The organism is Bradyrhizobium sp. USDA 326, assembly GCF_049739485.1.
Classification (GTDB): Bacteria; Pseudomonadota; Alphaproteobacteria; order Rhizobiales; family Xanthobacteraceae; genus Bradyrhizobium.
Map to the genome: position 1 here is coordinate 1564064 of NZ_JBMGQA010000001.1, position 14362 is coordinate 1578425.

The window sequence follows — 14362 nt, forward strand, 5'->3', positions numbered from 1 at the left end:
GAAAATGTTGAGCAACAAGCCTCAGCCCGCCGCTGTCTTCGGCATCGAAGGCGTTGAGTCATTCAAAAAGTAAAGCTCCGCCGCGACACACCTTTGCAGTTCTTGGATACCGCGCAGCGTACGACCGTCGCGATGGAGGCTTGCCCAGGCTCCCAATGGCTGGCACGCAAGTTACAACAGCTCGGGCACGCAGTCCGAGTGATTCCTGCGCAGTTCGTGAAGCCTTACGTGAAGACAAGAACGATGCGGAAGCGATCGCCGAGGCCGCCAGCCGACCCGCTATGCGCTTTGTTGAGATCCAATCGGAAGCCCAGGTTGATATCCAGGCGCTGCACCGTATCCAAGATCAGAAGGTTGCTCTACGAACTCAGCTCGTCTGCCAAATGCGTGCGTTTTGCGTCGAATACGGCATCGCAGTCCATCAGGGCATTGGCAAGTTCAAGGCCGGCCTCCCTCGCATATTGACCGACCAAGGCAACGATCTGACGCCGATGATGAGGCGTACGCTTCGTCGGCTGTTCGAAGACTTCGGGCACATCGAACACCGCATCACCGAGATCACTCGTGAAGTTGAGGCTTTGGCGGCGAGTGACGAACGAGGGCGGCGGCTCATGACTGTTCCCGGGATGGGCCCACTGGTGGCGACGGCATTCGTCGCGAGCGCCGGCAATGCTAGTCAGTTCCGAAGGGCCAAAGACCTCGCCGCGTGGCTTGGGTTGGTCCCTCGCGAACACTCAACGGGTGGTAAGACGACCCTCCTTGGGATCAGCAAAAGAGGCAATCATTACCTCAGACGGCTGCTGATTCACGGCGCAAGGTCATGCGTCATGCATCTGAACCGTACTTCCGATCGCCTGGGTTCGTGGTTGACCGGCCTCGACAAGCATGCATGCCAACAAAGTCACTGTGGTCCTGGCCGCAAAGATTGCGCGGGTGGCCTGGGTCATCCTCACGCGGCCCGGCTCGACCTACGAGCGGCGGCTTCCCGCATTCCCGTAGGGCCCGGGCAGCAGACTGCGAGGTTCGAGGTAGTGATGACGAGACAGTTGATCGGCGCCGCGTAAGCCCTTCGCCGAAAACGGGCCAGTGCCCGATTAGCTATCTGGGAACGCGGCGTGCTGATCTCATCATGGCCTGGCTGCAACCGCAGCCCACTCGCGAGAGGCCGGATACATTTACGCAGACTGTCAAGGTCGGATCGCTCAAGAGCCTTGCACAGGCGGGGCAGACCATACATTTCGGCGGATCACGTCCTGCAGCATCTCCTTGTCGTGCGACAGGTCCGCAACCAACTTCTTCAGCTTGCCGTTCTCCTCCTCGAGCTGCTTCAGCCGGCGCATCTCGGTCGGCAGCAGCCGTTATACTTCTTCTTCCAATTAAAGTAGGTCGCCTGGCTGATCCCGGCCTTACGGCAGATCTCCGCCACCGCAACCCCGTCGTTGCACTGTTTCAGGATGAACGCCTTCTGGGCGTCCGAAAACTTCGAGGCCTTCATCGTCGTCCGCTCCTCCCAGCCGAGGGGATTCGGCAGCGCAAGACTCTAGATTCGTGGTACTTGCTCAGCAAGATCGAGAATGCGCCGTCGGGTCTCAGCGCTCAGTGCTGCGGGCTGCTGTTTGCAACGGCGCTCGTAGTCTTCCGCCGCGTCGGCATGAATGCGCAGCTTCTCGTTCCATGCCGCTTCGAGTGCATCGGCGACGAGGCGGTTGTCGGAATCGACCTTCATGTAGCGTCGACGCGCGAGCTCGCCTTCATAGCGCATCCGCTCGACAGGCTGGGGACGCGCTGCGTCAGTCTCCGCGGCGCGCGCCTGGAGCTCGCGCTGAATCTCCAAAGTGACCGCCAGGCTCATCGGTGTCATCAGCTCGATCATCAGGGCGGCGATCGCGGGATCGACGAGCTTCCCGGGAACTGTTTGGCATGTCCATCCGGCGCGCCGCACCGCATTAGCTTGACAGACACAGGTCGGCACTGTGCGGCTGTGCTCTTGGCTGTAGCGCACACCCATGCGTTCGCCACGGAGGCCACAGACCACGCGACCTTGCAGCAACGCTGGTCCTTCGCGTGCCGGACCTGACCGCCGTTCGCCGCCGAAGGCGCGAGCATTGTCGGCGAGCCGCCGCTGATTGACTTCGAGCCGTTCCCAGTCGATGTAGCCTTACGAACTGCCAGTCCGCCCGGGCACCCTCTGACGACACTGCTGCCGCCGTCGGGCCTGTACCGTGTGCGCGTAGACGAAGGTGCCGGCCCGAGCGCGCAACGCATATTGGCGTGCTCGGTTGGCAATCTCGAAGTCGTCCCTGCGGGCGTTATGCACCGCGGTCTTCACATCGAGCTGCACACCTTTTGAACGCCATCAGGCGGCGGCTGTAGAGACGACCGCGGAAAGAACTATGAACCCGGCAGTGGATGATTTTTGTCTAATCGGGGTTGACACCGTGCCCGCGATTAAAGAACGGACGACTAGCCCCGAGAAAGTCGGGTGGCACTCACCCCCCCTCTAGAAGCGCGCGTATACGTGCAGCGATCTTCCCCGCCTCCTTCGGCCCGGGGTTGAGCTTCACGCTATCGAGTATGCCTAACACTGCCTGAGCCTCCTCTGCATCAAACGTTGCAAGTTGGCGATCTGCCAGGCTCAAAGACTGATCGGCCGCGCGGGCCTGATTGGCCGCAAGCACCTCAAGCGCTTGCGACCGTAGGGCTGTGATGTGCCGCTCTAATATATGCATCCTTGGCCCCACGGTTGGAAGTTAGCGGCCACATGACTCGGCGCCCTATTGCAGACGAGCGCTGTCCCTACCACGCGTCGCTAACTCCACCCCCAGCCTCGCGGCGAAAGAGGCTGATGGTAGGATACATCCACCGCAAAAAGCCCCGGCACAACTACCAGAATCGGTTGCCGCCTATGAGGCTTGACGATCAGCCTCAGATCGCAGGCAGCGCGGGCGTGACTCGGCGCCGTTCAGTTGCGCTGGGGCGGACGCTGTCCCTGCCCCGCCAGCACTGCCGATTAAGTTAGCGGCTACGTGACTTGGCGCTTGAAAGGCCCCACGCATACACAGGGGAAGCGCTGTCCCTGCCACGCGCCGCGAACCGAGCTATCGCTGAAAGTTGGTGACGGCGGGAATCGGAAAGGCGGCATTTCGTGGGGGTGCTTGACGCCTCCAGTTCTCCACCGAAGGAGCGATATGCCGTGTCCAAAGATAACATCATCAAGCTGATTCAACCAGGAAACGTCGACGATCAACTCACCGAAATCTTGCGCAATGGGGCGCGTGCTCTGTTGGCCCAGGCGGTCGAAGCCGAGGTCGCGGACTTTCTCGGCAAGCATGCCGATTTGAAGACCGCGGACGGCCACCAGCGCGTCGTGCGCCACGGTCACCTGCCGGAACGCGAGGTGATGACCGGTATCGGTCCGGTCGCCGTCCGCCAGCCGCGTGTACGCGATCGCGAGGCGGACGCTACCGACCCCGACCGCATCCGGTTCTCTCCGTCGATCCTGCCGCCCTACATGCGTCGCTCGAAATCGATCGAGACGCTGCTGCCGATCCTTTACCTGAAGGGTATCTCCACCGGCGACTTCTCCGAGGCTCTGGCGGCGCTGCTCGGCAAGGATGCTGCCGGGTTGTCGGCATCGGCCATCGGCCGTCTGAAGGACGGTTGGCTCGACGAACACACCGCGTGGCAGAGGCGCGATCTGTCGGCGAAGCGCTACGTCTACATCTGGGCCGATGGCATCCATCTCCAAGCACGCCTCGAAGACGAAAAGCAGTGCATCCTGGTGCTGATCGGCGCGACGCCGGAAGGCCGCAAGGAACTGGTCGGCTTCACCGATGGCGCCCGCGAGAGCGCGCAGGACTGGCGCGATCTGCTGCTCGACCTGAAGCGGCGCCGGCTCGACGTGCCGCCGCGGCTCGCCATCGCCGATGGCGCGCTCGGGTTCTGGAAGGCCGCCGGTGAGGTCTGGCCGAAAACGCGCGAGCAGCGCTGCTGGGTGCACAAGACCGCGAATGTGATCGCCAAGTTGCCGAAGAGCCAGCAGCCGAAGGCCAAACGCGCGTTGCAGGAGATCTGGATGGCCGAAACCAAGGCCGCCGCCGAGCTGGCGTTCGACGCCTTCATCGAGAGCTACACGCCCAAATACGAGAAGGCGGCCGACTGCCTGAGCAAGGATCGGGACACGCTACTGGCGTTCTACGACTTCCCGGCCGAGCACAGGAAACACCTGCGGACGACCAATCCCATTGAAAGCACCTTCGCTACCGTGCGCCACCGCACGATCCGATCGAAGGGGTGCCTGTCCAACAGGACGGCGCTCGCGATGGTCTTCAAACTGCTCGAAGCCGCGCAGAAAAGCTGGCGTCGTCTCGATGGCCACAACCAGTTGCCAAAACTCGTTCTCGGTGTGACATTCAACGACGGGATCGAGGTCATCGCCAAACCGACTGACCGTCAGCCCATAACCGCCGCCGCCTGACCGACCAGGCCGTCACCAAAATTTAGCGATAGCTCCGCGAACCCTCCCACGGCCAGCCTCAAGCTGACCGGCAGGACATCGCCCGCAGAGCGAGCGTTTATCTACTAGAACGGGATTTGGAAGCAGTGCGGGCGCGAATCGGCGCCTGACGGCTGGGGGGGCTGAGTTGAAGGCACGGTCCCTGCCACATCCGCACTGCTGGTGCGGTTTAGCGGAAAGGTGACACTCCACCCCTTCGCTCTGGAAGCCACAGCAATGTCCGTCCCACCCCCACTGAACCCAACAATCATGTATCGGGCCTAGCTTACTGGAAGCTGACGAGACCGCGCGGCATCCAAAAAACGGAAAGCGGCCCGCGTGGGCCGTTCGAAGCTTAGCCGGCTTTGACGACAGTGCGCTCAATCTGCTCCGGGCAATCTTGCAGCCAAGCAAAGACGCCCGCTAGACTGTAAGGCCGTGCGACTTCACGGCCGCCAAGCTTAATGGGATGATCTTCGATAAGATAGAATTGCCCATCGGCTGTTCTGACCATCCGACCTCTTATCTCAAACCACACGCCCGTTGTCGGCGACCTTTTGTAGGATACGCGCGTCGCGAAATGGACCGCTTTAGCAAGGCACCGCGCTGTCGGGTTCCGTTTCCGCGCGCGCAAATGCCTTAAAGGCTGAGCCTTTGGTGCCGTGATTTGTCGCTTGAACATACGCCTTCCTCGTCGGCTCAAAAGCCGCGCGGATGCGACTCGGCGCCCTTATCGGCTGAGGGCCTCGGATAGAGGCGCTATTCCTGCCGCATCCGCACTGCCCGTGAAGTTAGCCCTGGGATCGACAGGCTAACCCGCACCCAGCTTCCCCGTGAACGGGGCTGAAGTGCAGTTTAGCGAGAAAGCCGCCGTGAGTGGCCTACCTGAATTGATAGGCTAGACTGAGCGACTTGACGCCGCTCAGCCTGTGAGTATTTCAGCCTAGCGGTCTTGCAGAACGATCAGGCCGCAGACAAAAAGCGTTCAGCCCGCTTACGATCAGCGGCAGCCGTACCACGACGACGGGCCGGATCGGCGCTCAGCCAAGCCACTGCACGCTTATGGCTGATCGCCGTCACGACCTCACGATCTCCCGGCTCCTGCGGCTCTTCGACCAAGTAGAGCTGGCCGTCCGAATTGCGCATCAGGTGCGTTCGAGCCAGATACGTCGCACCACTCATCGGGTATCGCTCCAGACTGATCCTTGTGAGGACAAGATTCCACGCAAGTCGTAGAAGTCTCCCCAACGCCTTGCGGCTTTCGGGAAGTACGACTTGGCTTTCGATGAAGGCGTACTCATTACAGGTGGTTGCCATGTACGTCGTGCTCCTTTTGGACACAACCAGGTACCGGTTGACTGGCCGAGAGCATTCCTTGAACTCCAGCAAGGCTTCAATATGGGAATACTGCGGATTGACGAAAAGCGAGCTCCGATGTACAGTTACACCCATAAGTTGTAAGCTTTGTAACGTGACAGACGTTACAGGACCGAACAAATTAACGCCGCTCGGTGATAGATTGATGTCTGTGAGAAAGCAGCGTGGATGTGACTCGGCGCCCTTATCGACCGGGGCCTTAGACAAAGGCGCTGTTCCTCCCGCATCCGCACTTCCGGGGAAGTCAGAAGCGACGTGAGCCTCCTCTGGAGAGCAAAGTAAAGCACGGTCACTATCGCGTGCTGCTAACTTCGGTGGCTAGCCTGGGCATCAAAAGGCTAACCCGTCCGGCTTTCGAGCTATGCGGGATTTTGGGTGACGAGGCGATCAGGCGGCGTGGTTTGCCGGCACTTGGATGACCTCGATGCCGTCGTTGAATCTGACACCAGCGATGATCTTCGGCAACTGGTTTGTGCCTTTGAGTCGCCGCCAGGTCTTTGACGCGGCGATCACCAGCTTGAACACCATCAGCTTGGCGGAGGTCGGCGACAACGAGCCTTTCGTGCGCACCGCCCTGTGCCGCACGGTGGCGAACACGCTCTCGATGGGGTTAGTAACCGGTATGAGATGCCTCGGCGCCAATGTTCCGCCGCGGCGTTCTACCTCGTGGCATATGGTGCGACCATCGGGACAGAGGCACCGGGAGCACGAAGTGCGGGCAGGCCGATGCACACGATGAGCCGAGAGCTCGAGTTAGTAGCTGGCCGCCTCTGCGACTCGCCCGGTTGCGCCGCGAGCGCGAATCCGTAGTTGTCGTGTCGCCCGCAGCTCCCGTCATGTGTCCGGCAGAGGAGGTGCGAATGCGACGGGTAATTGGCATTGATGTCCACCGAACTTTCGGCGAGGTGGTGTTTTGGGAGAACGGCAGGCTTCGACATGCGGGTCGCATCGATATGACGCGGACTGCGCTGGAGGGATTTGGCAAGACCTTGCTGGCCAGTGATGAGGTGGTACTCGAAGCGACCGGCAACAGCATGGCGGTCTCGCGAGTGCTCGCGCCATTCGTGGCGCGGGTGATTATCGCTAATCCGTTGCAGGTGAAGGCGATCGCCCAGGCTCACGTCAAGACCGACAAGATCGATGCTGGGACGCTCGCCAGTCTGCAGGCGGCGGGATACCTGCCGCAGATCTGGACGCCTGACGCGGAGACCGAACGCAAGCGTAGGCTGGTGGCGCGGCGCTACCAGGTCGTGCGGCATCGCACGCGGCTCAAGAACGAGGTGCATTCGATCCTGCACACACACTTGATCTCGAAGTGCCCACATGCCGATCTTTTCAACGCCCGCGGCCGGGCGTGGTTGGCCGCCCAACAGCTGCCGGACGATGAGCGCGCGGCCATCGATCGGCACGTCCGTGAGCTTGACCGGCTGGCGGAAGACCTGGCTCTGCTCGACCGCGAGATCGCGCAGGACGCCATCGACGATTCCGCGGTCAACAGATTGATGACCATCACCGGCGTCAATCTGGCGGTTGCCGCCGGCATAGTGGCGGCGATCGGCGACATCAGCCGGTTCAACAGCCCGCAGAAGCTGGAGAGCTATTTCGGGCTCAACCCACGGTGCGGCAGTCGGGACTGGGAGCCGCCCATCACGGTCGCGTCAGCAAGATCGGCCGCAGTCATGCGCGCGCCATGCTGGTCGAGGCGGCCTGGGCCGCGGCCAAGGCGCCCGGTCCACTGCATGCTTTTTTCGTGCGGATCCGCGCCCGGCGTGGCCATCAGGTCGCCGCAGTGGCCGTGGCTCGCAAGCTCACGGTGCTCTGCTGACATTTGCTGACGAAGGGCGAGGACTACCTGTGGGCGCGCCCGGCGCTGGTCGCCAACAAGACCCGCGCGATGCAACTTCAAGCTGGACATCCGCAACAGAAGGGCAGCCGGCGTGGACCAGCCTATGCCTACAACATCAAGGCGCTGCGCGACCGTGAGATGTTGATTGCCGCCCAGGCGGAACGAAGCTACGAACGATTGGTGTCGCAATGGAAACCGCGGCGGCCAAAACCCGGCGCGCGGGCGCCTCAGTTCGGCAGGACAAAATAGGCAGTCCGGTGACGCTTGCAGCCGACGCGTCACGCTTCGCCACGAGGTCGCCCGCGCCCGACAACCATAACCGCCGCTGACGGCAAGTGCCAGCCAGGAATGCAGTGCCGTTCCACGCCAGCATGCCGCCGTGCTCGGGCCGGTCAACCAAGCCGTGCGGTGGCCGCAAACGCGGCCAGCCTTGACCGACCCTGCGCGCGGCAGCTGCGAGATCGGTGGCCGGGACGGAAGAATGGCCCGCGGCGCGGCCGAACAAAAGAATGGACGTACGCGATTTCCGCAATCGTCATCGCGGCGGTCATAAAAAATCGCTTGTCCATCTCATCCGTCGTGCGCAAGTGATCCCAATGCTCGGCGGGGAAGTCGTAGAAGGCCAGCAGCGCGTCGCGATCCTTGACCAGGCAGTCGACCGCTCGGCCGTACTTGGCGAGGTATTTCTCGGCGAAGACGTCGATCGCCACTTCGGCGGCCGCCCGGTTCGGCGCCCAGTAGACTTCCCGCAGGTCCTTCTTCATGTTGGCCTGCACCGAGAGCGGGACCTTGTCCAGGACGTTCACGGTCTTGTGCACCCAGCAGCGCTGGTGCCGCGTGCCGGGAAAGACCTCGTCAAGCGCCTTCCAGACGCCGAGCGAGCCGTCACCAACGGCAATTTCCGGGGCGATCTGCAACCCGCGCTGCTTGACGTCGATCAGCAGTTCACGCCAGCTCTGCGCGCTCTCCCGCACGCCGACCTGAAAGCCGATCAGTTCCTTCTTGCCTTCCGGCGTCGCGCCGATCAGCACCAGCATGCATTCGCCGTGGTCTTCCATGCGCGCCTGCAGGAAGACGCCATCGGCCCACACATACACATAGCGCCGCGCCGGCAGATTGCGCCTTTGCCAGCGCTCATACTCGCCCTGCGACTCGGCCGTCAGCCGCGAGATCACCGCCGGCGACAGGTTCGGCGCGTCCTTGCCCAGCAAGGCCGTCAGCGCCTCCTGGAAATCGCCGGTCGAGATGCCGCGCATCAGCGCATGACCGGCAATCACAAGCATACCACCGTGCCCGAGCACATGGCGTCCAGCCATCGGCGCTACGCCGGCTGGACCATCGAGCGAATCCGCCAGGACGCCGTGGCGATCGGGCCCGCGACCATGGCGCTGTGCAATCTCATTCTCGACGAGCGGCCGCATCCTGAGCAGGGCTTCCGCGCCTGCCTCGGGATCATCCGGCTCGCCCGATCCTATGGAGGCGACCGGCTTGAGGCTGCTGCCACGCGCGCGATCGACATCGGCGCGCGCACCTACGGCTCGGTCAAATCCATTCTCGCCAACAACCTCGATCGCCGTCCCGCACACAGGCCCGCGGACGGAATTGCGACCGTCCATCCCAACATCCGCGGACCGCGCTGTTACAATTAGGAGAACAGACGTGCTGACACATCCGACCCTCGATCAGCTTCATGCGCTTGGCCTGCATGGCATGGCCAAGGCCTTCGTCGACATCCAAGCCTCCGGCGAGGCAGCCGGCCTCGGCCACGCCGAGTGGCTGGCGCTGCTGCTTGAGCGCGAAGCCTCCCTGCGTCACGACAAGCGCCTGTCCGCACGCCTTCGCTATGCCAAGCTGCGCCAGCAGGCCTGTGTCGAGGACATCGATTACCGCACGCCCCGCGGCCTCGATCGTGCGCTGTTCACCCAGCTCGCCGAAGGCAGTTGGATCGATGCACACGCCAATCTTTTATCTGCGGCCCCGCCGGCGTGGGTAAGAGTTGGTTAGCCTCGGCGCTTGGCAACACGGCCTGCCGCGACAACCGCTCGGTGCTCTATCAGCGCGTGCCGCGACTGTTCTCCGAACTCGCGCTCGCCCGCAGCGATGGTCGCCATCAGCGCCTGCTGCGCGTCCTCGGCCGGATCGATCTTCTGATCCTTGATGGTGTGGACGGCCTCACCTCAACGGCATCATAGTGCCAAGGCCTGGTCGCCAGAGCGCCACAAAGAAGGGAGACCGTCCGAGATGAAGTTTATTAGAATAGGCGTTGATCTCGCCAAGAACTATTTTCAGATTCATGCGCTGTCTAGTGAGGATGCACCAGCCGTAAAGCGCAAGCTGACGCGCCGGACGATGCGCGAGTTCTTCTCGAGGATCGAGCCGTGCCGCGTTGGCATGGAGGCTTGCGGCTCAGCGCACTATTGGGCGCGCGAACTGAAGGTCATGGGACACGATGTGTCTCTGATGCCGCCGGCCTACACAAAGCCCTATGTCAAACGAGGTAAGAACGATGCCGTCGATGCGGAAGCCATCTGTGAAGCGGTCTCGCGCCCTGCCATGCGTTTTGTGCCAATCAAGAGCGCTGATCAGCAAGCGACCCTGATGTTGCACAAGACGCGCGAGCTGCTGGTCAAACAGCGAACGATGAGCGTGAACGCTCTACGCGGCCATTTGGCCGAATTCGGTCTTGTCGTCGCCAAGGGCACCGGCCGCGTCGACGAGCTTTTAGGCCTCGCAGAAGGCGACGCGACTCTTCCCGACGCCGCTGTCCTGGCCGCGAAGGTTCTCGGTCAGCAAATTGATGCGCTAGGAGGCGCACTCGATGATTTGGAGAGGGAGATCGCCAAGGCTCACGCGCTCAGCGAGACGAGCCGTTCGCTCGGAGAAATTCCCGGCGTTGGCAAGCTTGTTGCCTCGGTAATTACAGCCAGTGTACCAGACCCAAGCGTATTCAATTCGGGACGGGATTTTGCTGCCTGGCTGGGTCTGACGCCCAGGCAAATTTCAAGCGGGGGTAAACCAACTCTCGGAACCATCACCAAGGCGGGTAATCGATATATAAGGAAGTTACTCGTTCTCGGAGCAACATCGCTTCTAAACGTTGTGGAAAAACGCCGCGGCGGCTTGCGCGACTGGATTGTCGGGCTTTTGGCTAAAAAGCCGGCGCGGCTTGTGACCGTCGCCCTCGCCAACAAGCTTGCTCGGATCATCTGGCGGCCGGATCGGTACTCGCGGCTCGTTGCTGGGAAGTCCGGCCTTCAGACGGGCGTGTCGTAGGTGATGGGATAACGCTCTGGAAACGGCCCTCCTGCGTAGTCGATCTCCGCGGCGGGACGGACGCCCCGGATTTGCAGGATGCGGCGAACGATTTCCGGAACTTGGATGCGGCTGATCTGGTCGCCGAGGCAGGTGTGCATCCCGTAGCCCAGATGCATGTAGACCGACTCCGGCCGGTCGATCGCGAAGCTGGACGGCGCCCGCAGTTGCAAGCCATCGCGCATCGCCGATCGGGTCGAGATCAGCACCGTGCTGCCGGCCTTGATTGTCGTGGCGCGCAGCGAGCCCTTGGCTATCCGGTAATCGGTCCGGCAGCGGCGCACCACGAACGGATTGATCGGGTTGAAGCGCAGCGCTTCCCAGCAATAGCGATACATCAGATGGTCGTTGTTGCTGCTGGCGACGTCGATGGCCTCCTTCAGGATCCTCGGGCGCTTGAACAACTCGTCGAGCAGCTGCACGATGGCCGCCGATGTGGTCTCAATCCCGCCGACCAGTGTGCCCATCATATTGGTAATAATGCGTTCGTCGGCGAAGCCGATCGAATCGTCAAAATGGCTATTCAGTAGGCGGCTGAACACGTCCTCGAGCGGCGCCCCATTTTTCAGCTGCTCGCGCCGTTGCGGGAGCAGTTGTGTCAGATAGGCGCGCATCTCGTGCCCAGCGTCAATGTTGTCCTGGTGCACCTTCGGATCTTTGTCCAGGTTGTGAAACATGTCATATTGCGTCGCGCGCGACCAGCGGAACATCGAGGCCAGATCGGGGCCGGGAAAGCCGAAATATTCTCGGGTCAGCTGAATGGGCACCAGGCGCGACAACGTGCTGACCACGTCGATCTGGTTCTGGGTATAGATCTGCTTTTCGACAGACGCATTGGCGAGGCTGTGCACCTTCTGGCGAATTGCCGGCAGATCCTCCATGCGCATGAAGGCGCGCATGATACCCTTGTCGCGCTGGTTTATTTCGGTGCAGTCGCGGCCGAGCATGAAGGGGCCGACCGAAGGGTCCATCATCGGCGCATAGGTGACGTTGAAGATGTCGGGGCGGCTCAGCGCTTCCTGCACGTCGGGGAAGCGGGTGATGAACACCGGCCCCGCGGCGCCCAACGCCAGGTTGGGCCTGACGCGCCGGATGAGTGCGAACAATGCATCCGGATGTTTGGCGATCATCCATTTCAGGAACTTCGCCGCCGGCCCCTGTTTCTGTTCCGCCATTGCTGCCGCACCCTAACTCAAGAAAGGTTCGCCTGGTCGGTCGATCCGGGCTTCCGTCCACCTTTCCCCCTGCGGGAGCGAGATGGTCTTCGCTACTGCTCCAGCTGGAGCTGACCCAATCAATTTCAGATCGACTTGAGGAACTCGATGATTGCGTTGCGCTCCTCCGGAGACAGCGCGGGGCCAATGACGCCCTCATGCTTCTCATTCGAGAATTCGTGGCCGGTATTGCGATTGGCGGGCCTCGACGTATCGATGATGAAGTAGCCCTTGCTGTCGTAGGTCCTGCCTTCAGGAGCGACCGTCCGTGTCACGATACCGACGCGGACAGGATCGAAGCTGGGCTCACCGAGCAGGAAGACTTGTGGGCGTTCCGCAACCGGGCTGAGCAGATCGTAGATCGTCGGCACCGAGCCGTTGTGCAGGAACGGGGCAGTCGCCCATACGCCGTTCAGCGGACGCGCCTTATAGCCGAAACCTGCCGCGAGACAGTTCGGCCGATCGCCTTCGATATCCGCTTGGACCGTCCCGGTCGACCGAAGCCATTCGTCGATGCCGGATTGGACCACGGCGCCGAGCGCAAGCGCGTAGAGTTGCATCGCATGGTCCGAGAGGTGGATCGTATCCAGCGTCTTGTCAGCCTTCCGTTGGCAGACATCGATGTCGAGGCCGAGTCCTGGGCTGCTCTGGCCCGCCCTGGCCAGTTCGCTGCCGGCGGTGTCCACGGTGCGATTGCGCAGCACGTCGCCTTGGGCCGGATCGGTGCCGATATGGCTTTGCTTGATGATCTTGACGTTGAGTACGGATTCCCTCGTCTGCTTCTCCTGCCCATCGAGACCGCGCCAGCGGATAGGGCCGAAGTTCTTCCAGAACTCCGCGTCCGGGGCCTTGCCGTGCACGATGTCCGGCGTCAGCGCTGGAAGATGGCAGCCGCTGCAATATTTGTCGTAGAGTTGGGCTCCCACGGCGGCCTTGGCTTTGTCGATCGCAGGAAAGCTGTCGGGCCAGGCCGGCGCATTCAGTCCGGTGAAGGCTTTCGCCACCAGCGGCTGGTCCTTTCCAGCGAGCTGTTGTTCGATCCAGTGCAGATTATCGAAGGGGATGCTGCTGGCAAAACGTCCCCCCTTGGGCGGGGCCGTGAGGTTGAGCTCCGCCGAAACCCCCATCGCCTCGCCGGCATTGCGCACCAATGGCTGCATAATCGAGCCGTCGTACTGCACCCAATCGAACCATGACGATGTCCAGATGTGCGGGTAGCTGACAGGGGCGTTGAGGTTGACGTAGTTGCCGTAGCGCTTGGGGTCGAGTGCGAACACCTGGTTGCCGATGCGATTGAGCGCATCGAGGCGGGTAAACCCTTCCGTGACGTCGATCCCAGCGGGCTGATCGATCAGAGCACCAAGTATTCCATCGAGCTCCTTGGACAGTTGGACGCGTGTAAGATCGCTGTACTCGGTTCCTAAAACGCGCTTCGCGAACCGCCCGAAGCGACCGTCGAAGAAGGGTAGCTTTGCCGACAAAGCGGTCTGTGCGAGCGCAGCGCGGAGCGCATTTGTCAATTGACCTAGATCGGTCACGGCGGGGCCGCCTTCAATGACATAGCGCTTCTCTTTGAAGATCAGTTGGCCGGTATGGCACGCGGCACAGGTCAATCCAACGGCAGTCTCCTTACGCGATAGCCCGCGGATCGACTGAAACGGCGAATATGCAAAGCCGATCGGCAAACCGTACTCATTGTTCTCGCTTTCGGCAGACTCTATGAATCCAAACCGCAGTAAATAGCGGTTGTCAGAAAACCGTTCTCGTTTGAAAAAGGGGATAGCGAAAGGCGAGTTCAGCGGCGCTTCCAGGGCGAGAAACCATGACAGCGGGATCGGTAAGGTCTGCGTGCCCTGGGCTTTATGATGGAATCGATCGGCGTCTTCGGCATTCCAGCCCTGATCGAGCGAAACCTGCTCGCCCGCGGAAACCGGTTCAGGGAGACCAGGCGGCGTCAGAGCTTCGATTGTCGCGCCAAGCTGGGAGCTGGTCATGACTGCGATCAAAGCAATGACCATGATGATCGCCAGAAGAACAAGAAAGCGTCGCCACCAAAGGCGCCGAATTGCGCTGGTAACTGTCGACATGGCTCCCCCGTGTCAGCGAACGGCCTCCAGC

At 61.7% G+C, this 14362-nt stretch carries 6 protein-coding genes and 7 pseudogenes; 6 read left to right on the forward strand and 7 right to left on the reverse strand.

Annotated elements, in window-relative coordinates:
* Positions 1–4: 4 nt before the first annotated feature.
* Positions 5–999, forward strand: a pseudogene (locus ABIG06_RS07495) (IS110 family transposase).
* A 239-nt stretch (positions 1000–1238) separates the two neighbouring features.
* Here the strand turns inward: ABIG06_RS07495 and ABIG06_RS07500 are convergent.
* Both ABIG06_RS07500 and ABIG06_RS07505 read right to left on the reverse strand, forming a co-directional pair.
* A pseudogene (locus tag ABIG06_RS07500) lies at positions 1239–1495 on the reverse strand (transposase); the annotation flags it as partial.
* A 45-nt stretch (positions 1496–1540) separates the two neighbouring features.
* Entirely contained in the window at positions 1541–2008 is a 468-nt protein-coding gene (locus ABIG06_RS07505) for a hypothetical protein (protein WP_370137500.1), read from the reverse strand.
* A gap of 1185 nt (positions 2009–3193) precedes the next feature.
* Between ABIG06_RS07505 and ABIG06_RS07510 the strand changes: the two genes are divergently transcribed.
* Positions 3194–4477, forward strand: coding sequence for an IS256 family transposase (locus ABIG06_RS07510; RefSeq protein ID WP_424578571.1), 1284 nt, complete (start codon positions 3194–3196; stop codon positions 4475–4477).
* Between the two features lie 981 nt (positions 4478–5458).
* On the opposite strand, the gene ABIG06_RS07515 is transcribed toward ABIG06_RS07510, so the two are convergent.
* Positions 5459–5812, reverse strand: coding sequence for a hypothetical protein (locus ABIG06_RS07515; RefSeq protein ID WP_370137498.1), 354 nt, complete (start codon positions 5810–5812; stop codon positions 5459–5461).
* A 447-nt stretch (positions 5813–6259) separates the two neighbouring features.
* Positions 6260–6487, reverse strand: a pseudogene (locus ABIG06_RS07520) (IS256 family transposase); the annotation flags it as partial.
* A 263-nt stretch (positions 6488–6750) separates the two neighbouring features.
* Between ABIG06_RS07520 and ABIG06_RS07525 the strand changes: the two are divergent.
* Positions 6751–7967 (forward strand): annotated as a pseudogene (locus tag ABIG06_RS07525) (IS110 family transposase).
* A 281-nt stretch (positions 7968–8248) separates the two neighbouring features.
* On the opposite strand, the pseudogene ABIG06_RS07530 reads toward ABIG06_RS07525, so the two are convergent.
* A pseudogene (locus ABIG06_RS07530) lies at positions 8249–8974 on the reverse strand (IS256 family transposase); the annotation flags it as partial.
* Between ABIG06_RS07530 and ABIG06_RS07535 the strand changes: the two are divergent.
* The 3 genes and pseudogenes from ABIG06_RS07535 to ABIG06_RS07545 form a co-directional block, all read left to right on the forward strand.
* A pseudogene (locus ABIG06_RS07535) lies at positions 8960–9367 on the forward strand (IS21 family transposase); the annotation flags it as partial. The pseudogenes ABIG06_RS07530 and ABIG06_RS07535 overlap by 15 nt on opposite strands.
* Positions 9368–9377: 10 nt before the next feature.
* Positions 9378–9904 (forward strand): annotated as a pseudogene (locus tag ABIG06_RS07540) (ATP-binding protein); the annotation flags it as partial.
* A gap of 55 nt (positions 9905–9959) precedes the next feature.
* Positions 9960–10991: an IS110 family transposase gene (locus ABIG06_RS07545; protein WP_370112517.1), complete on the forward strand. Its 1032-nt coding sequence runs from the start codon at positions 9960–9962 to the stop codon at positions 10989–10991.
* Here the strand turns inward: ABIG06_RS07545 and ABIG06_RS07550 are convergent.
* Both ABIG06_RS07550 and ABIG06_RS07555 read right to left on the reverse strand, forming a co-directional pair.
* Positions 10973–12205, reverse strand: a complete 1233-nt coding sequence (locus tag ABIG06_RS07550; RefSeq protein ID WP_370112519.1) for a cytochrome P450 — start codon at positions 12203–12205, stop codon at positions 10973–10975. The genes ABIG06_RS07545 and ABIG06_RS07550 overlap by 19 nt on opposite strands.
* A 125-nt stretch (positions 12206–12330) precedes the next feature.
* Complete coding sequence (locus ABIG06_RS07555) at positions 12331–14331, reverse strand: di-heme-cytochrome C peroxidase (protein WP_370112521.1); 2001 nt, start codon at positions 14329–14331, stop codon at positions 12331–12333.
* Between the last annotated feature and the right edge of the window lie 31 nt (positions 14332–14362).

Excerpts from the sequence above, each read along its gene's own strand:
- ABIG06_RS07505 (WP_370137500.1), bottom strand. The coding sequence starts at position 2,008 with ATGGGTGTGCGCTACAGCCAAGAGCACAGCCGCACAGTGCCGACCTGT.
- ABIG06_RS07515 (WP_370137498.1), bottom strand. The coding sequence starts at position 5,812 with ATGGCAACCACCTGTAATGAGTACGCCTTCATCGAAAGCCAAGTCGTA.
- ABIG06_RS07545 (WP_370112517.1), top strand. The coding sequence starts at position 9,960 with ATGAAGTTTATTAGAATAGGCGTTGATCTCGCCAAGAACTATTTTCAG.
- ABIG06_RS07550 (WP_370112519.1), bottom strand. The coding sequence starts at position 12,205 with ATGGCGGAACAGAAACAGGGGCCGGCGGCGAAGTTCCTGAAATGGATG.
- ABIG06_RS07555 (WP_370112521.1), bottom strand. The coding sequence starts at position 14,331 with ATGTCGACAGTTACCAGCGCAATTCGGCGCCTTTGGTGGCGACGCTTT.